The organism is Psychrobacter sp. GW64-MNA-CIBAN-0177 (assembly GCF_040309585.1).
GTDB classification, from domain to species: domain Bacteria; phylum Pseudomonadota; class Gammaproteobacteria; order Pseudomonadales; family Moraxellaceae; genus Psychrobacter; species Psychrobacter okhotskensis.
This window is the reverse complement of the sequence record NZ_JBEOOY010000001.1, coordinates 228,530-255,407: the sequence shown is the minus strand read 5'-3', so window position 1 is coordinate 255,407 and position 26,878 is coordinate 228,530. Positions and strand designations below refer to the sequence as shown.

Below are 26,878 nucleotides of genomic sequence, written 5' to 3'. Positions count from 1 at the left end.
AAAGTCTTGCTATAATAATCCAAAATAAACCCTGATGTTAGTAAGTACTTTCAGACTGCTTGTAGCAAGTCCATAAGATATATGCTGAACTCGCTAAATAGTAGCGCGACGTATATCAATGGGCTCGTCGATGCAACCACTCTAAATAATGCTTACGCCGAGCTAGTAGGATTTGTATCAATGAAAAAGTTAATCGCTGCTGCCAGTTTATGCGTTGCAAGTTTCAGCGTACAAGCTGCTATTGTTGTTCCCGAATATGACGTTAACGCCGGCAAGCAAATTGCAGAAACAGTCTGTGCAGCTTGTCATGGTGTTGACGGTGTCAGTGTTGTTCCTGCTCAGCCTAATTTAGGCGGCCAAAATGTTAAGTATCTCTATAAGCAGTTGGTCAATTTTAAAGCAGGCTACCGCAAAAACGGTATTATGCAGTCGCAAGTGGCGAATTTGTCGCAACAAGACTTGGCCAATGTGGCAGGCTATTATGCAAGCCAAGCACCTTGGGGCGTTGGCTTCGGTAATCCAGCGACTAACCAAGAAGCGACCAAGCTGTTTTTAGGTGGTGACAAATCTCGTGGCATTATTGGTTGTGCAGGTTGTCATGGTCCAGATGCTGCCGGTAATACTTGGGCGGCGTTTCCACGTTTAGGTGGACAACACTCGCAATATATTGCGACTCAGCTAAAACTGTTCCGTGCCGCTGGCCGCGAAGATGATATCGCAAGCGATGATCAAAAGCGTGCTAACGATGCAGCGAAAGAAGGTGAAAAGGGTATGATGCAGACAGTAGCGTCTAAGCTGTCGGATCGCGATATCCGTATTTTGGCCGACTATGTGAGCGCCGTTCACTAATTGATATTGCTTAGCGTCGGCTATATTATAAATTGGCTGTATCATAGATAGCACCTTGCTATGGAACCGTCGCTTAGGTGTCAGCCATTATTTAGTTATTAAACCCCGATTTCGGGGTTTTTTTATAACTGCTAGTCCCTTATATTAGATAGTCCCTTATATTAAACAGACCTGTGTATTGTACAGAGGGTTATAAATTATCGTTATTCACTTTAGATCGTTTGGATTTAGATTATGATGATCCGCTATGCTTCTTATTTTATCGCCGCGTTGCTACCACTATTGTTGTTTCGCTGGTTTGCGCCTGCGTCCATTGGTGAGATTGACTTTTGGTTACTTTGGCTGTTGGCAATGCTATTGGTCTCACTGCCAGTGGTATATGCTGAGATTGCGCTCGCTTATCGTAGTGTCGATGCCCCGTTGGCAGGTATGCAGAAACTCACTCGTGAGGCTGATGCCAGTCCGTTATGGCGAAGCTTTGGTTGGTTGGCAGCCCTAGTTTCGATTATTATTGCCGCGTTAGTCATATCGGGCGCTAGCACGGGTATTGTATCAGCGCTTAGCGATATTAATAGTGCACCTGACATTCCAAGCTTTGCTATCGCTGCGGGATTGATGGTCATCGCCGTCTTATTAAGCTTACTCGGTGTTACGCCTTTACCGATTGGCTTAGGATTAATGCTCGTCGGCTTGCTGCTAGGGGTGGCGAATGGTTTGCCGAATATTGACTTTGCGATGACGGGTATCAGCTTAAGTGAATGGGCGCGCGCGGTTGCTTTAGCGCTAGTCAGTGTGGGGGCGGGTACAGGACTGTATTGGTTCGGTCAACATTTATCAACCAAGCAAGTCGTCACAGCGGTAGAGGTAGACAATATCAATGCGCAAAAGCCAGCACGCACTCGTGCCAATCAAGAATATCGGGCGACCAAGCTGGTATTGCCTATATGGATATTACAGTTATTGGTTGGCGTTGTAGCATTATTCATCAGTGGCATGGCACTACCGCCGATCGGACAACTGGTTTATTGGCTAGGGGTGGTGTTTGTGGCGAGCTACTTGCTACATTATAGTGCACAGCAGTTGGCGCATAAGTTTGGACTGTTGGTTAGCTTGATGATAACTTTTGTGGTAGCGCTGGTACTAGTCCTCGTTATACCGACTACATGGCTAGTAGGGTTACTGGTTATTATCAGTAGTATCACGGTATTGTTGTTGTCGATTTTCGCCGGCTGGCAGATGAAGATAAGCCATTTACGCAAGTCTCTAAACTTTGGCAATGAAGCGTTCTATAACCTATGGCGGGTAGCGATACGTCTCATTGTACCAGTGGCATTGCTATTGGCATTAATAGGCTGGGTGATGCAGTGGTTGAGCTAACGGCTGATGCGGTTGAATTTAACCATACTCGTAACAGTAATACTGTGGCCCAGTCTAAGCGGAGCGCGTTCATGACAGTATATCTGGCATATGCTGAAAAGGCGCAGCGTCAACATTATCTGACGTTGTCAGTCGCTGAGGGCACTACTTTGTACGAGGCACTCGCGCAAGCAGGCTGGTTGATGCAATTTCCAGCATTGGCAACGTGGTGTGAGGAAGTGGTACATGTGACAGCACCAGCGGCTAAGCGTTGGCATGTAGGTATCTACGCCCAAAAGCAGCCGCTAAATTATCAATTGCAGCCGTTTGACCGGATAGAAGTCTATCGCAGCTTAAGCGCTGATCCTATGTCTCAGCGCAAAAGTAAGTCTCGAGGTTAATCATTTAGCCGAACCGTTAAGCTTAAGCATTATCAAGTCTGCCATTTTGAGACTAACAACCAATAAGCCCAAATTTACATCAGAATTATTGGGCAGGCAGGGTTTCGATACCTTCGATGCGACTGACCAAGCCGTTATCATCAAAATACACCACTAAATGTTGGCTAGCGTTTTTGACATTAGCGATGCCTTTACGTTTACCTTCTGTGCCCGCTTTATAATCGTAAATATAGTCCCAACGTTTAGGCTCTAGCGTGTCTTTAATCGCTGGGCTACCCAAAATATAGAGGACTTGGTTTTGATTCATGCCCACTTGCAATTTTTGAGCTTGCACTTGGGTAATCGCAGTCCCTTGTGGCAAATCAATCTTATACACACTCAGTAATGAGCAGCCAGACATCACAACCGAGGCACTAAGCATACCGGTCAGGACAATCTTGCGTAATGCGCTTGCGCGGCTTAACGGACGAAAATTTAATGTCTTTATCATGGTAAGATGACTCATAAAAAATGGATTAGGTGCGGTCAAGAAGCGTTGCTGATGGTCTTGCCGACAATCTTGGACAAATGATACGTCATTTACTTGCAATTGCCTACCACTTACGACATTATTTACCAAACACTACCTCACGTATTAGATGTTTTATATTTTAAATTCATAGACTTGCGGTGAGGTTTAACCACGCTAACCATGCTAAAAATTTACGCAAGATAAGCCAGTTTAGGGCTATTTGAATTTTTAGTATTTAATTAATAATAATCATTGGCGATTATTTACCTCATGTTCTTTAGTTTTTATTTGCTAAGACTTAACAGTCAGAAGGGATATTATGGCTTCTTTTACCAATCAAGATTTACGTAAAGCAGGATTAAAAGTAACGTTACCGCGTATCAAAATTTTAGAGTTGCTTGAGCGCGCAGAGCTGCATCATATGAGTGCAGAAGAGGTCTACAAAGCACTGATTGAACAAGGTGAAGATGTAGGGCTGGCGACCGTCTATCGCGTACTGACCCAGTTTGAACAAGCAGGCATTGTTGAGCGCCATAACTTTGAAAACAATTTATCTGTGTTTGAGATTACCCAAGCAGAGCATCATGATCATCTGGTTTGTGACGTTTGCGGCAAGATTATTGAGTTTCATAATGAAACTATTGAAGAAGAACAAATCAAGGTCGCCGCTGAGCATGGCTTTAAGCTATCGGGTCATTCATTGGTACTATATGGCATTTGTAACAATCAAGAATGTCGCGACAGCGCAAAATAATGGCTATATGACCACTTAATAGATGCTGATATTAATGCATGCAAAAAACAGCCCTCATGATTGAGGGCTGTTTTTTTATTGACTGACTTATTTGCTACAGATTAGCTGACGTCTAAGGACAAGCTATCAGCACCTTCGTCTAAATTGGCGTTACTATTTTTGCTGCTGAGTTTGATTTTTAAGCGCAGATCATTGGGGGAGTCGGCGTGCAATATCGCTTCTTTATAAGTGATTTCGCCATGCTCATACAAGTCAAAGAGTGCTTGGTCAAAGGTTTGCATGCCGCTGTCACGCGAGCGCGTCATGACATCTTTGATTTCATGGACTTCACCTTTACGGATATAGTCGCTGATCAGTTGTGAGTTTAATAAAATCTCAATAGCTGCCCGTCGACCTTTACCGTCTGGGGTTGGAATCAATTGCTGGGCGATAATGGCTTGCAAGTTCAGCGACAAATCCATAAACAACTGATTGTGGCGACTGGTTTCAAAAAAGTGAATGATACGGTCAATTGCTTGGTTGGCATTGTTGGCGTGCAAAGTAGCAAATACCAAATGGCCTGTTTCTGCATATTGGATCGCATAACTCATGACCTCGCGGTTACGAATCTCACCAATCAAAATAACGTCTGGCGCTTGGCGCAAGGTGTTCTTTAGACCGGCCTCAAAGGAGTGAGTATCGATACCGACCTCCCGCTGAGTAATGATACAACCACGATGTTTGTGGACAAATTCAATCGGGTCTTCGATGGTAATAATATGACCATGAGAGTTTTGGTTACGGTGACCGATCATGGCAGCCAAGGTGGTCGATTTACCCGTACCAGTTGCGCCGACCAATAAGATAATACCGCGTTTTTTCATGGCCAGCTCTTTTAACGCTGGCGGCAGACGTAGCTCTTCGACGGTTGGGATCTTATTTTCGATTTTCCGTAAAATCATGCCTGCCATATCGCGCTGTATAAAGGCACTGACTCGAAAGCGTGCTTGCTGCGCTTCATCAGTAATGGCAAATTGACACTCATTGGTCTCTTCGAACTCTTGGCGTTGGCCTGCTGTCATCACACCTTTAACCAATTTCATGGTTTGTGCAGCGCTCAGAGGCGTCTTACCAACCGGTAGAATCTTGCCATTTATTTTCATGGAAGGCGCTACATCAGCGGTAATAAAAAGGTCGGAGCCGTTTTTATTGATCATCAACTGTAATAATTTATCAATATCCATATCGTACCTGCATTCGATGTAAATCGATTAAAAATTGTCTAAAATCAATTTCTAAAGATCAGTAATCATGACCATTAAAAACAAATAAGGGATACAAAAATCACTGACTATTAGGGATTTTCATCAAATAGGAAGTGTCAACCAATCAGCAATACTATAACTATAAAAATGCTTCAGGCTGTTTGGCATAAGGACGAGCAACGTCTTTGCTAATCGTGCCTTTGGTCACAAGGTTCTTAAGCGTTTGATCTAGGGTAATCATGCCATCGCCAGCCCCTGTCTGGATAGCCGAGTACATTTGGGCAATTTTATTCTCACGGATCAAGTTACGAATCGCTGGCGTACCCAGCATAATTTCATGCGCGGCAACCCGTCCCCCAGTTTGGCGACGCAATAGAGTCTGTGAGATTACCGCTTGTAGCGACTCTGATAGCATGGCGCGAATCATGTCTTTTTCTGCTGCAGGGAATACGTCAATCACACGGTCAATGGTCTTAGCCGCTGAGCTGGTATGCAGGGTACCAAAGACTAAGTGCCCCGTCTCAGCCGCTGTGAGCGCAAGGCGGATGGTCTCAAGGTCACGTAGCTCGCCGACGAGGATAACATCGGGATCTTCACGCAGTGCTGAACGTAGCGCTGGCTCAAAACCCAAGGTATCACGGTGTACTTCGCGTTGGTTAATCAGACTTTTTTTAGATTCATGGACAAATTCAATGGGGTCTTCGATGGTCAAAATATGCTCTTTACGGCTCTCATTGATATAATCAATCATAGCCGCTAGGGTCGTTGACTTGCCTGAGCCTGTCGGACCTGTTACTAGCACGACGCCACGCTTGAAGTCGGAGACGCGTTTAAACACTTCACCCATACCCAAGTCTTCCATGGTCAGAACTTTGGAAGGAATGGTACGAAAGACAGCACCGGCACCGCGATTTTGGTTAAAAGCGTTAACCCGAAAACGTGCTAAGTTAGGAATTTCAAAAGAAAAATCCGTCTCATAAAACTCTTCAAAGTCAGCGCGCTGCTTATCATTCATGATGTCATAAATAAGTTGATGCACCACTTGATGTGTCATCGTTGGCATATTGATGCGCGTCATCTCACCGTCGACCCGAATCATCGCTGGCATGCCGGCTGAAATATGTAAATCCGACGCTTTATGTTTGACCGTAAAACGCAGCAGATCTTCGATGCTTAGATTGTTTTTTTCAGCCATAATCAGGCATTCCTATCAATGAATAAAGGTAAGGCAAAAAGAGCTTAGCAGCAGGTTTTAAACAATAACCTTTTCACTCATCCTATGCTAGCTCAGTTATTTGGCGATGGAGTAGGTCATGGTTGTTACTGTTACTACTATTTTTAGTAGCATATGTTAAACCATGTAACAATATCATAACAAGACTCTTGGCATTTAACCATCTACTAGGCTAAGAAAATGTAAAATTAGGCAGTCATTTATTTATTGTTTAAATTTTGCTCATGGCAAAATTTTTATAAAAGTCTTAATAACAGCCAAAACAAATAATTGAGTAATTTATCCTTGTGAGCCATATATGAAAGATGCTGAAAATAATATTGATAAGGTAAGCCTCGTTGACAATTGGCAACAGGTAAAAGAGCAGGTCGCGCAGGCAGAGCAACAAGCCAAAGACAGTGCAGTAGATGAGGTCATTTTACTTGCGGTTTCTAAAACCAAACCTGCTGACATGATTGCGGCGTTAGCCAAGCAAGGTCAGTATCACTTTGGGGAAAATTATCTACAAGAAGCTATCGAAAAAATCAGTACTTTAAAATCTCAGACGGTTGGTGACGCTATCGTTTGGCATTATATTGGCAGTATCCAGCGTAATAAGACGCGCGATATCGCTGAGCATTTTGACTGGGTACAAACGGTTGAGCGTGACATTATTGCGAAGCGTCTAAACGACCAACGTCCAAGTGAGTTGTCGCCACTAAACGTTTTGATTCAAGTCAATATTGATAATGAAGACAGCAAGTCAGGGTGTTTACCAGCCCAGTTACCAGCATTGATCAACATAATGAAAGGCTATGAGCGTTTGCAGTTGCGTGGTCTGATGATTATTCCCGCAAAAGCCAACACCGATGCTTTTGCTCGCACCAAGCAATTATTTGAAGACATTAAGCGCGATCATCCAGAATTAACTGGTTGGGATACGCTTAGCATGGGTATGAGTGATGATATGGCAGAGGCGATTGCCAATGGCTCGACCATGGTGCGCGTCGGTACCGCCATATTTGGTGCTCGAGATTAGGGCGTGTCCTCAATTCAACAGACCTTAACTACGCTAAACAACCACTTCAAGTTTGGTCACCAGCAGCTGATTGATTTTCAGCTTATCCGTGTCCAGAATCTCAAAACGATAATTGGCATATTCGATGCTATCGGTTTTCTTAGGGATTTTGCGGAGCATATACATCATAAAACCGCTGATCGTTTCATAGTTTTGGCTGTTGGGTAAATTGACGATACCCAATGAGCGAATGACATCCTCGATTGGCGTCATACCGTCGATTAACCAGGAGTTATCGGTACGTTGGACGATAGGCTGCTCCTCTAGCGTGACCAGCTCGCCCATGACAATACTCATCACATCTTTTAGGGTAATGACGCCTACCGCCAGCGCATATTCATTGACGATCACCGCAAAGTCAGCGCCCGTCGATTTAAACATCTCAAGCACTTCAAATAAAGATAAGGTATCAGGGATAAAAAGCGCCGGTTTTAATAATGCCTTATCGGTTAAGCTTACCTCTTGCTGATTCAACACTAAAGCTAAAAAACTGCGTGACTCCACATAGCCCATAATATGTTCTAAATCATCGTCAAGACAAACCAAAAATTTATTATGCGGCTGCTTAATCATCACCTCGACAATTTTTTCGGTACTGACTTTGCTGTCAAAATATACAATATTCTCGCGTGGATTCATCACTGAGGTGACGGTACGCTCTTGCATCTCAAAGATATTTTCAATCAGGTGATGCTCTTGGTGTTTGATGACACCCGCTTCCGCACCGGCATCCATCACCGCGACAATATCCTCGGATGTCATCTCATCTTTACGTACCGTAGAGATGCCTAGCAGCTTAAAGAGAAAATTCGCCGCACCATCAAACACCCATATGATAGGTTTTAAGATAAAAATCAAAAATATCATTGGTCGTACGACTTTGATGGCGATAGGTTCAGAGTTGGACATGGCGAGACGTTTTGGCATGAGGTCGGCAAACAGGACAAAAACGCTGGTGACAATGATAAATGACACCACAGAGGCGAGCGCTTCATGACCGAACAAGCGCACTAAATAGGGGCTGATGGCTGACTCGCCGATGACACCGGCCAAAATGGCCACCGCATTGAGCGCGATTTGTACCACGGTAATAAAACTGCCAGGGTGTTCTTGCATATTGAGGACATCAAGCGCGCGTACTTCGCCTTCTTTGGCCATCACTTGTAGTTTGATTTTTCGGGCGGAGGCTAGGGCCAGCTCGGAGCTAGAGACAAGGGCGCTGAGGGCAATTAGCAAAAAGATAAACACACTAGCAGTTAGCAAGCTCATGACATACTCGGATAGAAATAGGTAGGGGTAGATAAATTAAAAGTAATGGATTGAATCGTCGGAATAACAAGAAAATTTTGTGGTCAGAAACTAAAAAAAGCTGGGCAAGCACCCAGCTAATAATAAGCAATCGATTTATAAGTAAGGTCTGTCGTCATCTGACTTTCTATGTAGCAGCCAGATGACGATTACACTCTAGCCTTTTATTGACCATTTATTCACTAATGGATAACGGCGCTCACGACCAAAGGCTTTATGGCTGATTTTGGTGCCAATCGGTGCTTGGCAGCGCTTATATTCGCTATTGTCGACCATTTGGATGACTTTGGCGACCAAGTCCGCATCAAAGCCTTTATCCACGATATCTTGATAGCCCATATCTTCATCGATATAAGACATTAGGATGCCGTCTAATACGTCGTAGTCAGGCAAGCTGTCTTGATCTTTTTGGTCAGGACGTAGCTCGGCTGATGGCGGACGGGTAATCACGCGCTCAGGAATAACGGGGGTGTCCTCTAAACGGTTACGATAGCTGGCTAATTTATAAACCTGCGATTTATAGACGTCTTTTAGGACATCAAAGCCGCCTGCCATATCGCCATACAGTGTCGAGTAACCAACCGCCAGCTCTGATTTGTTGCCGGTGGTGATGACCAAATGCCCAAACTTATTAGACAGTGCCATCAATACAACGCCGCGCGCACGTGCTTGGATGTTTTCTTCGGTGGTGTCCGCAGGTGATTTATTAAAGAGTGGGGCAAGGGTATGACGAATGCCTTCGACGGCATCAAAAATTGGACAAACGGTATAAGAAACGTTGAGTCGACGGGCTTGTGCTTGTGCATCTTCGAGGCTGATTTGTGAGGTATATTCGTACGGCATCATAACCGCATAAACCTTATCCGCACCCAACGCATCGACGGCGATACAGAGGGTCAAGGCCGAATCAATACCACCTGATAGCCCAACGAGAATGCCAGAGAATCCTGAAAGATTGACATAATCACGCAAACCAACCACCAGCGCTTGATACATCTCTGATTCGCGGCTAAGGGTTAAAGGCGCTTTAGACTGGGTGTTAAACTTGCTGGTTTTGACATCTAACGTCGCCAGTAGCAACTGATTCATAAAACGCGGCGCTTCGTGGGCAACGCTACCATCAGCTTGCACGGCCATAGAGCCACCGTCAAAGACTAAATCATCTTGACCGCCAACCGCATTGACATAGATAATCGGCAGGCCATTTTCACGGCTGCGCTTGGTCAGCATGGTTTTACGATTGTCTTGTTTTTCAATTTCAAAAGGTGACGCATTTAAGCTGATGACCAGATCCGCGCCTTGCTTTTTGAGATCAGCAATAGGGCCTTTTTCCCACAAGTCTTCACAGATGAGCAGGCCAATGGTAATGCCTTTATAATCAAACAGAACTTGATTACGACCTTTGTCAAAGTAACGGCGTTCATCAAACACGCCATAGTTTGGCAATATTTGCTTATGATAAAAGCCTTTTTGATGACCGTTATGCAGGATGGCGGCTGAGTTGAAGGTACCATGGTGATCAACGTGTGGATAGCCGACGATCATGACGATGTCATCGATATCACTTAGAGTAGACAAGGCGCTTTTGATGCGACCTGACAAGCTAGGGCGTAGCAATAAATCTTGGGGTGGATAGCCTAATAGTGCGAGTTCTGGAAAGACAATCACATCAGCGCCTTGCTCACGCGCTTCTAATGCCAGCGTGCGCATTTTTGCTGCATTGGCAGTGATATCACCGACCAAAAAGTGTGATTGGGCTAAAGCAAAAGTAACGCTATCTTGGGTTTTAGTGCTCTTACTCGCCTCATTTGAGACAGTAAGGTTAGGGTTATCATTGTCTTTTGACATTGTTATTGTTCCTATGAATATAGTATTTAAAATTTGGTGAGGCAGTGTTGCTTTAAAATAAAATCAATCCGAAATTCACTCAAAACATCGCGCGTCAATCATAGTTTCTTTTACATTTTTTTTGACCCTGAGTCCTGATATCGAACTCGCATGATGCGTGCAACGCTTGTATAAGCATCAATGTAATGCTTATGTAGTAGACCCAATTTATGCCGCACTACTCTAACGATTAGATATTAATGTCGTTTAGAGAGGAAGGATAAAGAAGGGTTGTGAAAAGTGATGCGCTTTAATAATGACAAAAATAAATAAGGTCAAATTAATGTAGCGGCATTTAAAAGTTCAAAATAATTATTCTAGTATAACATCAATTGTTGTTACTAATAGAACGCGCCAGTGATTTACCTTGCTAGATAATGACTGACAAAGTGACGGCGTAGGGTACTTAGTGGTCATTATTTTTCGGTATTCATTCTGCGTACGATGATTTGGTTATTCAGGTAAGGCTTTAGTGAATCTCGTCTAAGAAAGTTGTAAGTAAAGATTACAACATAGCGTTATTTATTTGAGCCATTTTGTTGCATAATAATCGTCGGTCAGCCATCTGTTTTCTATGACATTACTGGCGTTAACTGTGTTACGGTTGTCTCGGCACAGAGCGTAATGGCCGCCAATAATTGAGCTGTAGATTTATAGCCAACCACCTTCGCTAATGGATACGATTTATGGATGTTGTCCATAAATTGCTGTTCACCCATTTATAAACTTCTCAGCAATACCGTATGAGGTTTGCTGTCCGCTTTTGGTTTATACACTATGATAGAAAACTGGACAAAAGAATTTATTATTCAGCGCTTATTGGCCATTACTTTGTTGGTCGTGTTGTTTATATTATGTTTTCAAGTGGTACAGTTTTTTATTGTACCGGCATTGTGGGCAGCGATTTTAGCGTATGTTACCTTTCCTATTTATAACTTTTTTCACCAACGAGTAAAGTTCAGTTCAAATTTTAGTGCCGCTATCATGACTGTGAGTATTACTCTCATCATCGGTGTGCCGCTGGTGGTTGGTATTTTTATCTTGCAGCAGGAAGCTTTGAGTCTTATCAGCAATTTAATCTATCGTATTAAAGTAGGGTATTTGGATGTGCCTGACTCTGTTAAGGATTTGCCGATTATCGGGCAACAAGTCAAAGATGTGCTGTGGCGCATTAATAAAAATCCTGAGGGGACGCTAGAAGCCTTTCGTATCTGGGTACAGTCTCATTTATATTACGGCAAAGTCGCCTTTGATGTGGTGTTCAGCAGTCTTGCCAAGCTTGGTATGGCACTGATGACTTTATTCTTCTTTTATCGTGATGGCACAAGCTTGGTGCGCCAAATTCGCCAAGCCTTACGCAATATCATTGGCAATCGTATCGATGGTTATATTGACTCTGTGGGTACGACCACCCGCGCTGTGGTATATGGTATTGGTCTGACCGCATTGGCGCAGGCAATCTTGGCGGGTATTGGTTATTATTTCTCTGGCGCACCAAGTCCGATTTTACTGACGATTGTCACTTTTATCATTGCCTTAATCCCATTTGGTACGCCATTTGTGTGGGGTGGGGTGTCGATTTGGTTATTAAGTCAAGGTCATACGGTAGAAGGTATTGGTTTGGCTTTATGGGGCATATTGGTCATCAGTTGGGTGGACAATCTTATCCGTCCTATCGTCATTAGTGGTGCCACCAAGATTCCTTTTATCATTATTTTTATCGGGGTGTTGGGCGGTTTAACAGCCTTTGGTTTCGTTGGTTTGTTCATCGGTCCTGTCGTATTAGCTATCGGCCTTGCGGTATGGCGTGAATGGATTTCAAATCATAAAAATGAGCTATTTGCGCCACAAGAAGAGGTGTTGATCGATAAAAATACACCATTAGCGGTTGATGAGCAAAATGAAAATAGCGGATATAGTTGATACCAAATAAAACAGAGACGGCGCATTTTAGCGCGAGACTGAAATAATTTTTTCTTGCGTGTTGTGCCTACGCCGACAGCGGTAGTAAAAAATATTTAGCGAAATAATGTCATAGATAACAAGTCACTGATAAATTATGTACTGATTGATAGAAATTTTTAATAAGGTTTAATGCGATGATAGATACGATAAACAGCATAACTATTGTGGCTGACAGTAATATCGCTAGCCTTGATGAGTTTTTTAATGCCACTGCGCTTGGACAGGCGACTGAGCAAACAGTAAATATTGTCAAAGTTGCGGGGCGCGATATCGATGCGGCATTGCTTGCTGAATTACAGCCCACTATATTGTTGATACGCTCGGTGACGCCAGTGAACGAGCAGTTATTGGCTGATAATGAAAGCGTAGAATTTGTAGGCTCGGCAACGATCGGCACCGATCATGTTGATCAAGATTATCTAGCGACGCGCAACATCACTTTTGCCAATGCTGCGGGTTGTAGCAAGCATTCGGTCGCCCAATATGTACTGACGGCTATTTTGACATTGCGTCCGCAGTATTGGCAGCTATCAACGACGTCACCAACGAGGCCATTAACCTTAGGCATCATTGGCCTTGGCAATATTGGTAGCACGCTCGCTCAGTATGCCAATGATTTGGGCTGGCAAGTATTGGGCTATGATCCGTTATTGCCCCCTTCAGAGACGAATAACGCCAGCTTGGCGCAAGTACTTAGCCAAAGCGACGTTGTCAGTTTACATGTGCCACTGACTGATAAGAGAGACTATACTCACCCGAGTGGTAGCGATTACCCAACGCGGCATCTAATCAACGCAGATGCCCTGAGTATGATGCCTGCGCATACTATGCTCATTAATAGCGCGCGCGGACCCGTCATTCATGCGCGTGATTTAGCAGCAGGTATTGAGCGTACGGGACGCCAAGCAGTGCTTGATGTGTTTGAGCATGAGCCAGAGATTGCCGAGAGTTTGTTAAGCAAGTTGGCTATCGCAACGCCACATATCGCTGGTTATACTGTAGAGGGGAAGCTGCGCGGTACCCAAATTATCTATGATGCGCTATGTGAAAAACTGGCGGTCACACCTGCACAGTCTATGCAAAAGCTGCTGCCACTGAATATGTTTTTGTGGTCTGAATTAAAAGCGCATCCAGATAAGTTGATTAAGTTTTATGACATTATGCAAGATGATGCTTCCTTGCGACGTCAGATAATTGACGGACAAGTTAATGGCGCTGATTTTGATCAACTGCGCCGTGATTATCATTTGCGCCGTGAATGGCAGTTCTAAAGTCAAAAACCTACTTATCACCCTATTTTTATTATTCATCAGTCACAGTAAATACTAATGAGCCAATCAACCCGTTCTTCTGTTAAGCCAAATACTAAGCCCAGTTACGCGCCCACCATGACCCTAGCGATGGCGCGGCAGCGTGCGCAGTTTATGTGCGATATTCGTCAGTTTTTTAATAAGCGGCAGGTGCTTGAGGTACAGACTCCGCTGTTGTCGCAAGCTGGCAATACGGATACCTTTTTGCAGTCCGTCGCTGCGCAAGTTACCTATCAAGATCGACCACGCACTTATTACCTGCATACGTCACCTGAATTTGCCATGAAGCGATTATTGGCCAGCTGGCAAATGCCTATTTATCAAATTTGCCCGGTATTTCGAGATAATGAAATAGGCGTACGCCATAATATTGAATTCACCATGTTGGAATGGTATCAGCCAAACTATAGCTTAGCCGATATGGCGACTGAGCTTGGCGAACTACTAGAAGCCCTATATGGTTATTCGATTGTGATGAATCATTACCGCTACGTTGATGCGTTTATGGACTTCGTTGGTATACATCCACTGACGGCCAGTTTGGCGACATTACAAGCAGTGGCAGAAGATAAAGGTTTAACCGGTTTTGATTTTAATAATGTAGAAAGCGGTGCAACCAATAGCGAAGAAGAAAGCCGGCAAAGCTGGTTAGATCTATTATTTAGCCACGCGGTCGAGCCAAATTTAGGGCATGATTTGCCGACTTTGATTATAGAGTATCCACCAGCAACGGCAGCATTAGCAAAAACGGCTTTAGATAAAGACGGTAATAAGGTTGCGAAGCGCTTTGAGCTATATATCAATGGTATTGAGATTGCCAACGCCTATGACGAGCTGGCAGATGGGCAGGCGTTAAGAATGCGTTTTGAGCAAGACAATCAATTACGCCAGCGCCATAATTTGCCAGTCATGCCAATCGATGAGCATCTATTGGCGGCATCTAATGACTTGATACCTTGTAGTGGCATTGCTGTGGGGTTGGATAGATTGCTTATGGTCATCACAGGAGCCGACAGAGTAGAGGACGTCATTCCGTTTCCAAGTGGTCTGGCCTGATAATTTATTAGATGGTCCATCATAAAAAAAGCGAGTAGACCGGAAGGCTTACTCGCTTTTTTCTTTAATTATAAACATGGTAGCGCTGAGCTTGATTATAATGTTGCGATAGCTTTATCGATGGCTGTCTCACCATTTTGCATGCTAAAGACTTTCTTACTTGCGCTATCAGCATTCAAAACCGCTGCTAAAGTCGATGCTACATCCGCAATCGCATTCTCGCCAGCATCAGTACCATTGATCGTAATTTTGCCAGTTCCAGCGCGTTCTTTTAGGGCAGCAGCTTGGACGATGGTGTAATCAAGAGTACTGTCGTTGACTAACCATTGGTCAGCGTAATGTTTGGCGATGTAATATTCTTTTAGATTTTCAATCGCAGGGCTTGTCCATTTGCTGGTGTCTAATGAGAACACTGTGCTAAGCATGATATAGCGATTGATACCTTTATCTTGCGCCGCTTGCATTGTTTTCACCGCACCGTGTAAATCTACTTCTAACAAGTTCTTGTTCCCGGAACCTGCTACAAAGTATATCGCCTCAACGTCATCATCAATCTGATTTTGAATATCGTCTTTATTTGCTAATAAGTCTAAATCCAATTGCGAATAATTATCTGCATCGAACAATTTCTTTTTATCACGCGTGGTACCGATCACTTGATGATCATCTGCTAATAACTGCTTAACTAAATCAGTTCCCACTCGTCCACTGGCGCCAATTACTAAAATTTTCATAGTCATTCCTATTCTTATATACGTTACTGTTGTTGTAAAAACTGTTTGTCTTAAAAGTTGACTACAGCGTAACAACAATGATGGGCACACTTCGTTATGAAGCGTGCCGATTGCATAGTGTTTGGTTATGAATGTATACGGTTTGCAAAGAGCACAGGCTAGGAGGGGGTTAAGATAGATAGCAAAGATTATGGCTATAAAAATCAGCGAACCAAACGATTAAGACCGTCGGCAAAGGCTTTTTTGTCACGGTCACCATAAGGTTTTTGTCCGCTCATTTCTTGCAGCTCTAACACGCCAGTACCGCGCATGGTATCCATAAAGTCGCGCATATTGAGCTTTTGCTTAATATTATTTTTGTCGTAGACTATGCCGCGTGTGGTCAGTACCAAGCCGCCTTTGTCCAAAATATCGTTGGCCAAAGGGATGTCACTGGTGATTGCTAAATCACCTGGCTGTATCTGTTCTACGATATAATCGTCGGCTTTATCAAATCCTGATGGCACCACGGTCATGACGAGCAGCGGTGACTTACGCAATTTAATTGGCTGATTGGCGACGAAAATAGCCATTGTTTGCGTCCGCTCAGCCGTTTTGATAATCAAGTCTTTGGCAATCAATGGCACCGAATCAGCATCCACCCAAATTTGCATTATTTCTTAACCTTCGCTGTTTTTGTCTTAACGTCTACCGCATTATCTGTTTGATCGTCATCAGTATCTACTTGAGGGTTTTCTATAGCTTTAACAGTGTCATTGCCAATAGTTGATTGGTCATTGGTCGCTTTTGGCTGATTATTCACAGGAGCAGACTTTTTGTCGAGGCCGACTTTATTGGGCAATACCGCGACGAGCTTGGCTAAGGCAGGCTCCAAATTAGCGACATCATTGGGCATCAATGTGATGTGTGCAATTTTTCGATCTTCGCGCTCAGCCTTATGATAACTATGATAATGCGCGCCATCGATAGCCAGCACTGCGCTGATATCGGGGTACTGTCCTAAAACGTTGAGCATAATCGCTGGATGAACATTGTCGGTATCACCCAATGGCAAATTAACCACGGCACGGATATGGTTTTCAAACTGACTGGTGACAGCGCCTTCAATACTCCAGTGTCCAGAATTGTGCACACGCGGCGCAATTTCATTGACGAGTACAACATCATTGCCACGCACGTCCTTGGTGACGAACAGCTCAAGTGCCATCACGCCCACATAACCCAAATGATTCATGACCGTGGTAATTGCATCGGTCGCTTGCTTGAGTAGATGGCTAGTACCAACGGCGGGCGCTTGAGTTTTGGCCAAAATACCGTGATGGTGATGGTTTTCGACCAAATCATAACAGCGCATCTGGCCGTTCTGTCCCCGTGCCGCGATAATAGAAACCTCACGGCTAAAGTGAATAAAACCTTCCGCAATGAGTGGCGCTGGCGTTGGCGTCAACTCACCTTGGCCACTGACGGCGTCTTTGAGGTCTTGCCACGCCGCTTTGATATCACTGTCTTGCTTGATGACAAATTGACCTTTACCATCATAACCACCGCGGCTGGTTTTGAGGACGATTGGCAGTCCTAGCTCGCTGCAAGCTTGCTGCAATTCAGCTTCAGAGTTAACTTCTTTAAAGGGTACGGTAGCGATCTCAAGCGCATTAAACATCTGCTTTTCTTTTAAGCGGTCTTGCGCGATATCAAGTGCAATCGGTGGCGGAAACATGCCTTGTTTGCTACCAGATTTTGATAAATTGGCCAGTTGTTCAACGGTCGCCGTCGGCGTGTTTTCAAACTCTAAGGTAAATACATCGGCGGCGGCAATAAAGGCTTCTAGTTGCTCACTATGAAAGACGCGCCCGTAAAGACTGGCAGGACAGTCAGCATTGTCTTCTAAAAAAACACACTGATAACCTAATGGCATGGCCGCTTCGGCAAGCATCATGCCAAGCTGACCACCGCCTAAAATACCGATAGTACGAATGTTTTGGGTCACAGGATAAGCGTTCGCTGTAGTCATGGCAGGCTCTTTGAATTGGAAATGGATAAAGGTTATTCGGTTTATTAAGTCTAAAATCTAATCTATTAAAATAGGAAAAGGTGCACTGTATGCACCTTGTATTTAGTAGAGCTCATCTAAGCATAAATATCAAGTTTACAACATTGATCGTTGGATTTGACGGTTAGATTTTATAGTCCAAATAATTGGTCTTGATATTTTCTAACCATTATCGCCAATCTAGTTGTTGATAATGCCCGGTGTGGGGCTGGCAAGAATGGTGTCAGTTTGTGTTTGGCGTAGCGTATCTAGCTTGCTAGCGATTACGTCGTCATGCAAGGCCAAGACCTGAATCGCCAGTAATGCTGCATTATAAGCACCTGCCGCCCCAATCGCTAAAGTACCGACAGCAACGCCTTTTGGCATCTGTACGATAGACAATAGGCTATCCCAACCGCTGAGCATCGAGGATTTTACAGGGACACCAAAGACCGGTAGCGGCGTTTGACTGGCACACATACCCGGCAGATGTGCTGCACCGCCAGCCCCAGCGATAATGACTTGTAAGCCATTGCTTTTGGCGTTTTTGGCATAGTCAAATAATCTGTCAGGTGTACGGTGTGCTGATACGACTTCACAAGCAAAAGCGATATCAAAGTCGGCGAGCAATTGCGCAGCGGCGCTCATGGTCGCCCAATCAGACTGCGAGCCCATGATGATGCCAACTTTTGGTTGACCAGCAGGAGAGGTGATTGGACTGTTTTGCTCAACAGAGTTAACACTAGCTGATAGAGTGCTCATGCTTTGATATCCTCAAAACGACCATCATACAAAAATTTTGCCGCCTTCGTAAAGCCAAGTTTACTGATTAATGCGAAAGCGAGTTGAATAGCGCTTTTATTATGACGATATCACTGGGTCTTTGTCGTGGCGATATTGCACAAAATTACCGGCTTTGAGTGGCAAAGGCTGCTCGGTATCGAGCTGATAGCATGTTAGATAACCGCTATCGACCGCTGCCGAATAATCAGTACAGACTACTTGCGGGCTCAATGGTTCAGGCGTCCCAGTTAGCCAATAATGACCGACAAATACGGGTTTATCGGTTTTAAGCGCAAAGTCGATATTTTCTGCCAATATATCCGCTGGAATTTGTGCCAATGCTGATGAAGGGGCACGCGCAACCTCATATAGTGTACGTTCGTTGAGGCCTTCAAGCCACCAACGTACCCGTACTCGTGTGCGCTCAGTTCCTTCTTTATCAACCATTACCATGCCCGCAGGTAGGGGGGTTTCCACACCTTTTAATACCCTCTCCAACGCTTCAAAAGGTTCGCTATGCTCTTGGGCAGTGGCGACAAGTGCTTCAGGCGTTAAGCAATTATCAGCAGTCAATAACGGCGTCAGTACCGCCATACTGTCTACATCCCAACAAGCATGCACAAAGCAAGCATAGTCGGTCTCAAGCCATAGGGGTATCTCATACAAGCGCTGTAGCCAATAGTGATGACGCTCTGAGCCAAACGGTACTTCTGCCAAAAAGGCCTCGTGTTGGCGCATATGTATCTCATTGTGCGAGCGTAGGTATTCCTGAGGATTATTAGGATCAAGCGTCGCGAAAGCCAAAGCATTGTATTCGTGATTGCCCATCACTGCATCGGCCACATCAGCATCTAGCATGGCAAACACGATTTCTAACGTGGCCATTTGCTGCGACCCACGGTCGATCAAATCACCGATAAACAACGCCCGATGACCTGCTGGCGGCACGAAACATTGTCCGTTATGGCGATAGCCTAGCTGGGTGAGTAGACCGACTAGCTTGTCTGCATAACCATGAATGTCACCGATAATATCTATAATCATAATTCGTTATCTAATCTTAAAATGTAAACGTATTTAACCGCTTAAGTAGAGCGATAAAGTTAATAAGGGTTTAATTATTTTCAAAAAAAATTTTTAAAAAATTGCTCTAAAAGCTAGCCTTTACTAAAAGCCTGGCGATAATAGTGCATTTAAAAAGTGTGGTAGCACTTGTGGCTCTAAAATAATAGTGGCGATTATCCCAAACGCGCCGCCCCACATATGTGCCAGATGATTGATGTTTGAGCCACCGCGTTTGTCCGCATAGATGCTATAAGCCACATAAGCGACCGCAAATAATATCGCTGGGATAGGAATGACCGCGAATAAATAGATTTTTTCCCATGGTGCCAGCAAAATAAAAGCAAACAATACGGCTGATACACCACCTGAGGCGCCAAGGCTGAGATAGCTGGCGTTATTTTTATTCTTAAGATAACTTGGAATCATCGCAACAATGATAGCCAATACGTAAAACACCACGAAACCATAACCGAACAAAAACGATTGATATAACCCTTCGATAGCACGACCGAAAAAATACAAAGTAAACATATTAAACAGCAGATGCATACTATCAGCATGGATAAAACCATGCGTCACAAAACGATCCCATTGCCCATTATTTACCGCAGGCGGATAAAAAATAAGCCGATTAAATAGCGCTTTGTTTTGCCAAGCAAGCAAGCTGACAATAACAGTAATAATAATGATAAGGGTCGTGTGGTTAAACAAAGGGTAATCCTTAGGCCGAGCCTAGTGTGTGATTGTGTAATATGGCAAGGTTAAAAGCCTAAATACTATGTATACATACTACGCCTAAATACTATGTGTAAATAATATTATGCCCAAATTGCTAATGGATAAGACGGTCAATAATAATAAGTAGTGACATGGCAATTCCCATGCCAACTCCTAATCATTACGTCAACAGCGACAAGAATAAAGCAAAAACCCATTATGTAGAGAATTGTGCTTTAATAATCATTTGTTATTAGGGTGCGTCTTCATTTCAAAAATGGTGATAAAAATAAGATAAATTGCCGTCAGACAAGAAAAATAGCGTAGATAATATCGGGATATTGACCAGCTATTTGACGATGTTTGGCAAGATTTAGCCATTTTTAGCCCATTTAGATGACTATAGAGTGAATTGAAGACATACCCTAACAATATAGCAGTGTATAAAGATGAGTAAGTAATGCTTCGTATACGGACAGTAACGGTAGCGCTAAATACGTTGATAGCAGCAGTCTATAGTGCTGCTGATATAAGTGTAAGTACAAATTATAAGCTGGGTCATACAAGCGATGTACCATAAGCACTGTCACGGATATAGCTGTTTTATAGAGTGCCATTTATAAGGCATAAGTTTGTAGAAAAAACATCAAATAAAGTGATAAGGAATGATTTATTGCTTTTATAAATATAAACTATAGTCGGTTGAAAGGAATTTAGATACAAGAAAAGCGAGTGACAGGACTGCAAATAGTAGACTGAACGAGCCTGACACTGTATCTGATTTCACTAGGATTAACTATATTAAGCCGATAGAGGCCGTCAGTCATGAGTATCATTGAACAACTAGAACAAAGCGTCACGCCCGCTGTGCTAGGCAATAATAGCAGCGTTGCCCATGTCAGTCTCCTTGAGCAGTTTTATGCGATTTTGGCCGCACGCTTGGCTTTGCCAGAGGTATATTCGCAGTTGTTGCGATCTGATCAAGTGATCGTTGCTGATAGCGTGACAGAAAGCCCTTTATTTGAGCAGCTCTGGCTCGCCCCAAATATGCGGCAGACACTCATACAAGAACTTGCCGCCACTCATCATATCGATGAGCTTGCGACCACCCAATTGCTTATAAATGCTGCGCCACTGGCTTACCGTGAACTAAAGGCACTGGCGAGTGGACAGTTTTTGCCTGCGTTTTTGCAAAAAGAGCAGCCCACCTTGCGCCAGTATTTACCCATATGGTCAGCACCAGTTATCAGCGCTGCTCAAGATATTCAGACATCTAGCAATACGCCAAATGTCATAGCATCTGCTAATACAGCAGCAATGCCAGCACCGCCAATAGAAGCGGCTACAGAGAATAGCAATAGCTCTCCAAATGCTAGTGTGCATTTAGATAAGCATAGCAATACAGATATAAATAATGCTTCTGATGCTATCCATGCTATCCATGCCAGCCCTGCTGCCCATCATTTAGCAGAAAATGGCAGCATGAAACGGGAAAAAGTTCGCACCCGTAATCAACGCAACGATCTATTGGTACGGGTATTTTTATTAATAGCCGCCATTGCTGCGTTGGGCTTTGCTGCATGGGCGCTATTGATCAAGCCCAACATGACAGCGCCAGTAGAACCTGTAGCGCCTGCGCCTGTCGTTGCCCCGCCCCCTACTGAGCCAGCACCACAGGTTTTGACGCCAGTTGAGCTAATCGTCGGGGTAGACGATAGTGGCAGTCTCTATACTTGTAGCGCAACGGTTGGCGATGAGGCGCTACAAAGCACGTTGCAACAAGCGCTTAATACAAGTTTTGGTGAGCAGGCCGGTATCTGTGAGCTGACGATACAAGCGGGCGTGGCTAAGAGTATGGCTAATATGCCAACAGAGGTATTGCCGAATATCTTGACCATGCTGAGATCAACGCCATTTGCTCGGCTACATCTGCAAAATGAGCGGGTGAGCTTGGAAGCACCAGACAGTATGCTATTACAGCGTTTGGTCACTGATATGCGTACGTTAGCGCCAGCGCTGATGATTGATAGCGCGGCACCACTGCCATTACCTAACAATGGCAGTGGCGTAGAGGATATGGCGGCTATGAATGGTCAGAACCCTCAGTTTGACTCCAGTGGCAGCGCTACAAACAATGTTAATAGTGACGCCTATAACAACAATGCAAGCAATAATGGTGCTGGAGAGTATCAAGCAAGCGATGACGATACGGACGATAGTATGATGCCTGCGCCAGCACGCAACAATCCGGTGCGCAGTAATAATGGCAGTCTCACTAATGTACCTAGTAATTTAAATAGTAACTCAAATAGCAATTCCTCTACAAACAATAGGCCGTCAGGCCCAATCTCTTTGTCTGAAGTAGAGGATATGGCGAGTAATGTTATCGTCGCTGAACCTGCACAAGTAAGAAATAAGTAGGTCAGTCGCTAAGCTTTAGTATGAGTCATACCGTAATCACAACTTTTTTTTAAATAAATAATATGAAAGATAAAATCAAATCGTTTTATTGCTATTGAAAATGACTGTTTAATAAATAATACACATACGACCTTATTTACTATTGTTATGTTAGCGATTTGTACTTCAGCGGCTTTCTAGTTACGTGTAACAACTGAAACATTACTTAATGTAGCATTTGCACAACAGCGTATTGATTGTGAAAAATACCTTAATACTTTTATAATGACGAAAGTTGAATGTAATCATCATCAATTGCGCTTGTTGCTTTTTTATAGTGACTAAACAGTGAACTAATAGTGACGAACCTTTTTTACAGCTATTTATTTTATAGTGACTTGCATGATGATTTTGCTTTTTAGATGTTTTAACGGATAGGTAAATAGTTGCTACCATCATAATTATCGACTTTGCTTTTAGTGAATTAAAAAATAAAAAAGTAAATTCTAATAATTCTGAGAAAAAATCTTAGCCCTATTCAAAAGACAAATTATATTAATAAGAATTAATGGAGGACTTATACTATGGATATTATCAGTCATTTAACGCGAACAGTCAGCCCCGCAGTATTGGGAGATGACCGTAGCCCTGCTAAACAAAATCTACTTGAGCAGTTTTATGCTATTTTTGCGGCGCGTTTGGCAGACAAAGATACGCATGAGCGTTTTGCTAACGAAAATATCGCCCGTGACGATCAAGGATTTTATGATCGGGTATGGACGGATAGCGCTCACCGTGACCAGATAGCTCGCGAGCTGGCTGGCAAACACAATGTCGATGTCACTGCATCTCGTGGTTTGATTGCGATGGCAGCACCGCTTGCTTACCATGAAATAAAAAGCTTGGCAGGAACCACACCGGTGCCACAGTTTTTGAACGACAACCTTGCTAGCTATCAGCATCATATCCCTGCATGGGCAAGTGCGGTTCTGCCTGCCGGTATGATTGCCGCTGCTCCTGCAGGTGCGCGAATGTCTGATACGGTCAGTACCGCACCGCTACAACGTGAAGAAGAGAAAGAAGGCAGCTTTATGAAAGCGCTGCTGCCTATTATTGGTCTGATTATTTTAGGTGCTTTGGCGTGGGCTTTGCTGAGAGGCTGCCAAGACAACCCTGAGCCTGTCGCTACGCCTGCTGTCACCCAAGAGCAAGCGGCGGAAGGCGATGGTGCAGCGGTTGCTGCTGCTGTTGAGCCTGCCTCATTGAGCATTGCTACTGGTGAAAATAGTGAATTGTACGCTTGCCGCATGAATGTGGGTAATGAGACGCTACAGACCAATGTCATGAATGCGCTTACCAGTGCGTTTGGGGATGAAGCCAATAAGTGCCGCGCCGATGTTGATGATAATTTTGCAATAGACATGCCAGCTGCTGCGCAACTTGCCACTATCTTACCTATTGTCAAAAATGTACCAAACGCCAGTATGATTATTAAAGGTGATAACATTACTGTCAATGCACCAGATGCAGCAGCGTTGGATAAACTGGTCGCTGATTTACAAGCGGCTGCACCAGCGATGACGGTGCAAGCTGAGGGGCCACTAGATTTGCAGGGTGAAATTGATAATAGTTTAGCGGCAGCCGATGTTGCTATGTCAAACCTTGGAGACAATCCAGATCCACGTGATGTTGCCCGTGCTTTAAGTCTACAAGTAATTAACTTTGAAGTAGATAAAGCTTTTATTCCTGATGTTAATAAAGCGTTTCTTGACCGCGCTGCCAAGATTATGACAGACGTCCCAGATATGAATCTGATGATTATTGGTTATACCGATAGCCAAGCATCGGATGCTTATAATCTGAAGCTGTCTCGCGACCGTGCCGAATCTGTAAAAGAATACTTAGTCTCTCAAGGTATCGATGCGAGCAAGCTGAGCACCAAAGGCATGGGTGAAACAGATCCTATCGCTGATAACTCAACGGAACAAGGTCGCTTCCGCAACCGCCGTATTGAGTTTTTGGTCAATGATGAGACTGTCAGTGCAAATGATGGTATGACGATCACCAACAATGCCCTTGATCCGGACTTAAACCCATTAGACAGCAACAATGATGATCTCTTGCCAGATGGTGATGATGCAAGTCGTAGGACGGTAGTAGATCCACAAGTTAATACTCAGTAGTCTTTAGACAGTTATTGATAGTAAGAAAACTATTGATATTTAAAAGTCATTAATACCAAAAAACCGCATCTAAAAAAAGATGCGGTTTTTTATTTGCTATAGATTTGGCATATATAGTCAGTGAAAAGTAATATCGAACCATCACGCACTGCTGATATCCATTTTTGTTGCTTGCTGTGCCTGCGCAGACAGAGGCGACAAAAAATTGATATCAGCAATACCGTCGCGATTTTAGGATATTTTGACTATATTTATGGATTTACTAAAAAAATGACAGGCTATTATTTATAGACAGTAGGATCTTTTGATGCCGCATGATCTGTAGATGGCTGCTCTGCCGAGGTATTAAAAAAGGTCTGAGTGACGTTCTGCTTTGCTTGCTGCCAATAGTCAAATTGCTGACAAGTCGCCTCAAGATTACCTTGCCAAACGGGTATCTGCCCGCACATGGTTTTGATACGTTTTTGATTGGGGTAGGGCAAGTTTTGCGCCGCTTCGGCCGCTTCATGAGCCGCAACTCTATCATTGCATACCAAAGCAATGTCGCAACCAGCTTCAATCGCTGCTTTGACGCGCGCGCTAACATCCCCAGCTGCTTGCGCGCCTGCCATAGATAAATCATCAGAGAATAGAACGCCATCAAATTTTAGCTCATCACGGATGATGTCTTGCAGCCAAATTTTAGAGAATCCCGCTGGCTTGTTATCTACCTGTGAAAAAATCACGTGCGCTGGCATCAACGCATCAAGCCAAGGCAGCGTTTGGGCGAACGGCTGCATGTCACTGTGCATAATCTCATCCAAACTGCGGCTGTCGATCGCTTCTGATACATGAGAATCAGGAGCGATGGCGCCGTGACCGGGGAAATGCTTACCAGTGGTTGCCATGCCAGCCGCTTTCATACCGCGCATAAACTGGGTCGCCAAAGCCGTAATGGCTTGCGGCTGCTGATGAAAGCTACGGTCACCAATCACTTGGCTAATACCGTCTGTGTCGAGTACCGGTGCGAAGCTCAGATCTATGCCCACGGCCAGCACTTCTGCTGCCATTAGATAGCCACAGTCATAAGCGCAGCTAAGCGCACGGCTAGGATCTTGATTAAATAACTCACCCAGTCGCCCCATCGCGGGCAATGGGGTAAAACCTTCACGTAATCTTGCGACGCGCCCACCTTCTTGATCAACACCGATCAAGATATCGGCGTTGTGATAGCGTATATCGTCACACATTGCGCGCACTTGCGCGGCATCCTTGACATTTCGGCCAAACAAGATGATCCCACCAACTTGGGCTTGTTTGATTAAACTCACATCTTCAGCAGTCAGTGCGGTACTATCAATATCAATCATTAAGACGCCATACATCGCGTGATCCTTATTATGTTATATCAGTCATCTACTCTAAAACCATTATTGTATCAATCAGCGTACAGTACGGTCTGCCTAACTGCACGCAATTTCCTTTGTAACAAAGGCAAATAGAATCGACTATTCAGTGTTATATTATGAGCTCAGCGCACCATCAATCAGGGTAAATAAGCGCAATAATCACTCACTATTATCGATATATTATGACAGCTATTGTGAGCTGCGCATAATCTACTGGTTAAATTGACCGAAATGAATGACCGATATCTGTCAAGCAGCGAGCAGCAGCCATCGCTAATAAATATGCTAGAAAGTTTGGTATGTACCGAGGTAAAGTGTAATATTGCTTATACAGATTGAGACAGTTGCACATTTATGCTCATGCTAGTATTGATTGATTTTTTGCAAGACGTTGGCAGTATTTTGTTCAACGATCAATATGATAAAGCAGTCATTTTATTAAGTAGCAATATCATTAGGTAATACCAATGCTGAAGTAGGTAATGCCAATGCTGAAGTCTTATAAAGTATCTTGCTTAGAAATCGTCAAATTCATAACAAGGTTAATGCAATATAAAGTGAATGCCATAAAGATGGTTTGTGAAAAGCAGCGCTGTAAGAGAATAACTAAATTTGATGCATAGGGAATGACCAAGCAAATTCTTTCG

The 26,878-nt window shown here is 43.9% G+C and carries 23 protein-coding genes; 10 read left to right on the top strand and 13 right to left on the bottom strand.

Translation table 11 applies throughout. The features are described 5' to 3' along the window. Positions 1-180 precede the first annotated feature (180 nt). The 3 genes from AAEY79_RS01005 to AAEY79_RS00995 all read left to right on the top strand — a co-directional run bounded on the left by AAEY79_RS01005 (position 181) and on the right by AAEY79_RS00995 (position 2,606). On the top strand, positions 181-849 hold the full coding sequence (locus AAEY79_RS01005; RefSeq protein WP_025651708.1) for a cytochrome c: 669 nt from the start codon (positions 181-183) through the stop codon (positions 847-849). A 234-nt stretch (positions 850-1,083) separates the two neighbouring features. Then, entirely contained in the window at positions 1,084-2,226 is a 1,143-nt protein-coding gene (locus AAEY79_RS01000; protein ID WP_352286851.1) for a hypothetical protein, read from the top strand. Beyond that, positions 2,214-2,606 carry an RnfH family protein gene (locus AAEY79_RS00995; RefSeq protein WP_352286848.1) on the top strand — a complete coding sequence of 131 codons (393 nt, stop codon included), beginning with the start codon at positions 2,214-2,216 and terminating at the stop codon, positions 2,604-2,606. Before AAEY79_RS01000 ends, AAEY79_RS00995 begins: the two co-directional genes overlap by 13 nt. Before the next feature lie 85 nt (positions 2,607-2,691). Here the strand turns inward: AAEY79_RS00995 and AAEY79_RS00990 are convergent, their stop codons facing one another. Then, positions 2,692-3,111, bottom strand: coding sequence for an outer membrane protein assembly factor BamE (locus AAEY79_RS00990; RefSeq protein ID WP_201608231.1), 420 nt, complete (start codon positions 3,109-3,111; stop codon positions 2,692-2,694). 325 nt (positions 3,112-3,436) lie between these two features. Between AAEY79_RS00990 and fur the strand changes: the two genes are divergently transcribed. Continuing rightward, a complete protein-coding gene (fur, locus tag AAEY79_RS00985) occupies positions 3,437-3,871 on the top strand; it encodes a ferric iron uptake transcriptional regulator (RefSeq protein ID WP_173239218.1) in 435 nt (144 codons plus the stop codon). Positions 3,872-3,972: 101 nt separating this feature from the next. Here fur and AAEY79_RS00980 read toward each other — a convergent pair whose 3' ends face one another. Together AAEY79_RS00980 and AAEY79_RS00975 are read right to left on the bottom strand one after the other, a co-directional pair. After that, on the bottom strand, positions 3,973-5,094 hold the full coding sequence (locus AAEY79_RS00980) for a PilT/PilU family type 4a pilus ATPase (protein ID WP_352286844.1): 1,122 nt from the start codon (positions 5,092-5,094) through the stop codon (positions 3,973-3,975). 160 nt (positions 5,095-5,254) lie between these two features. Next, entirely contained in the window at positions 5,255-6,310 is a 1,056-nt protein-coding gene (locus tag AAEY79_RS00975; RefSeq protein ID WP_025651702.1) for a type IV pilus twitching motility protein PilT, read from the bottom strand. Between the two features lie 337 nt (positions 6,311-6,647). Between AAEY79_RS00975 and AAEY79_RS00970 the strand changes: the two genes are divergently transcribed. Then, a complete protein-coding gene (locus AAEY79_RS00970; RefSeq protein ID WP_101210783.1) occupies positions 6,648-7,367 on the top strand; it encodes a YggS family pyridoxal phosphate-dependent enzyme in 720 nt (239 codons plus the stop codon). Positions 7,368-7,400: 33 nt separating this feature from the next. Here the strand turns inward: AAEY79_RS00970 and AAEY79_RS00965 are convergent, their stop codons facing one another. The 3 genes from AAEY79_RS00965 to AAEY79_RS00955 all read right to left on the bottom strand — a co-directional run bounded on the left by AAEY79_RS00965 (position 7,401) and on the right by AAEY79_RS00955 (position 11,320). After that, positions 7,401-8,675 (bottom strand): hemolysin family protein, encoded by a 1,275-nt coding sequence (locus AAEY79_RS00965; RefSeq protein WP_025651700.1) that lies wholly within the window; start codon positions 8,673-8,675, stop codon positions 7,401-7,403. Between the two features lie 195 nt (positions 8,676-8,870). Beyond that, positions 8,871-10,562 (bottom strand): NAD+ synthase, encoded by a 1,692-nt coding sequence (locus AAEY79_RS00960; protein ID WP_025651699.1) that lies wholly within the window; start codon positions 10,560-10,562, stop codon positions 8,871-8,873. A gap of 611 nt (positions 10,563-11,173) precedes the next feature. Next, on the bottom strand, positions 11,174-11,320 hold the full coding sequence (locus tag AAEY79_RS00955; protein WP_156915598.1) for a hypothetical protein: 147 nt from the start codon (positions 11,318-11,320) through the stop codon (positions 11,174-11,176). 58 nt (positions 11,321-11,378) lie between these two features. Here AAEY79_RS00955 and AAEY79_RS00950 point away from each other — a divergent pair, with 58 nt between their 5' ends. The 3 genes from AAEY79_RS00950 (at position 11,379) to epmA (ending at position 14,932) form a co-directional block, all read left to right on the top strand. Then, complete coding sequence (locus tag AAEY79_RS00950) at positions 11,379-12,524, top strand: AI-2E family transporter (RefSeq protein ID WP_025651698.1); 1,146 nt, start codon at positions 11,379-11,381, stop codon at positions 12,522-12,524. A 188-nt stretch (positions 12,525-12,712) separates the two neighbouring features. Further along, positions 12,713-13,837: a 4-phosphoerythronate dehydrogenase gene (locus AAEY79_RS00945; RefSeq protein WP_201566151.1), complete on the top strand. Its 1,125-nt coding sequence runs from the start codon at positions 12,713-12,715 to the stop codon at positions 13,835-13,837. A 57-nt stretch (positions 13,838-13,894) separates the two neighbouring features. After that, the gene (gene epmA / locus AAEY79_RS00940) at positions 13,895-14,932 is read left to right on the top strand and encodes an EF-P lysine aminoacylase EpmA (protein WP_201566134.1); all 1,038 of its coding nucleotides are present in this window, start codon (positions 13,895-13,897) and stop codon (positions 14,930-14,932) included. A 95-nt stretch (positions 14,933-15,027) separates the two neighbouring features. Here epmA and AAEY79_RS00935 read toward each other — a convergent pair whose 3' ends face one another. From AAEY79_RS00935 to AAEY79_RS00910, 6 genes are all read right to left on the bottom strand, one after another. Continuing rightward, positions 15,028-15,666, bottom strand: a complete 639-nt coding sequence (locus AAEY79_RS00935; protein WP_101210780.1) for an NAD(P)H-binding protein — start codon at positions 15,664-15,666, stop codon at positions 15,028-15,030. A 203-nt stretch (positions 15,667-15,869) separates the two neighbouring features. After that, positions 15,870-16,319: a DUF188 domain-containing protein gene (locus tag AAEY79_RS00930; protein ID WP_201566135.1), complete on the bottom strand. Its 450-nt coding sequence runs from the start codon at positions 16,317-16,319 to the stop codon at positions 15,870-15,872. Then, complete coding sequence (locus AAEY79_RS00925) at positions 16,319-17,677, bottom strand: 5-(carboxyamino)imidazole ribonucleotide synthase (RefSeq protein WP_201566136.1); 1,359 nt, start codon at positions 17,675-17,677, stop codon at positions 16,319-16,321. The genes AAEY79_RS00930 and AAEY79_RS00925 overlap by 1 nt, the downstream gene beginning before the upstream one ends. Before the next feature lie 219 nt (positions 17,678-17,896). Beyond that, positions 17,897-18,457: a 5-(carboxyamino)imidazole ribonucleotide mutase gene (gene purE / locus AAEY79_RS00920; RefSeq protein WP_084212283.1), complete on the bottom strand. Its 561-nt coding sequence runs from the start codon at positions 18,455-18,457 to the stop codon at positions 17,897-17,899. A gap of 99 nt (positions 18,458-18,556) precedes the next feature. Further along, positions 18,557-19,522 carry a metallophosphoesterase gene (locus AAEY79_RS00915; RefSeq protein WP_025651691.1) on the bottom strand — a complete coding sequence of 322 codons (966 nt, stop codon included), beginning with the start codon at positions 19,520-19,522 and terminating at the stop codon, positions 18,557-18,559. A 123-nt stretch (positions 19,523-19,645) separates the two neighbouring features. After that, positions 19,646-20,254 carry a rhomboid family intramembrane serine protease gene (locus tag AAEY79_RS00910; protein ID WP_025651690.1) on the bottom strand — a complete coding sequence of 203 codons (609 nt, stop codon included), beginning with the start codon at positions 20,252-20,254 and terminating at the stop codon, positions 19,646-19,648. A gap of 831 nt (positions 20,255-21,085) precedes the next feature. Between AAEY79_RS00910 and AAEY79_RS00905 the strand changes: the two genes are divergently transcribed. Together AAEY79_RS00905 and AAEY79_RS00900 are read left to right on the top strand one after the other, a co-directional pair. Continuing rightward, complete coding sequence (locus AAEY79_RS00905) at positions 21,086-22,681, top strand: hypothetical protein (RefSeq protein ID WP_201566137.1); 1,596 nt, start codon at positions 21,086-21,088, stop codon at positions 22,679-22,681. Between the two features lie 563 nt (positions 22,682-23,244). Continuing rightward, positions 23,245-24,843: an OmpA family protein gene (locus tag AAEY79_RS00900; protein WP_025651688.1), complete on the top strand. Its 1,599-nt coding sequence runs from the start codon at positions 23,245-23,247 to the stop codon at positions 24,841-24,843. Positions 24,844-25,124: 281 nt separating this feature from the next. Here AAEY79_RS00900 and nagZ read toward each other — a convergent pair whose 3' ends face one another. Then, positions 25,125-26,207, bottom strand: coding sequence for a beta-N-acetylhexosaminidase (gene nagZ, locus AAEY79_RS00895; RefSeq protein WP_025651687.1), 1,083 nt, complete (start codon positions 26,205-26,207; stop codon positions 25,125-25,127). Positions 26,208-26,878 lie beyond the last annotated feature (671 nt).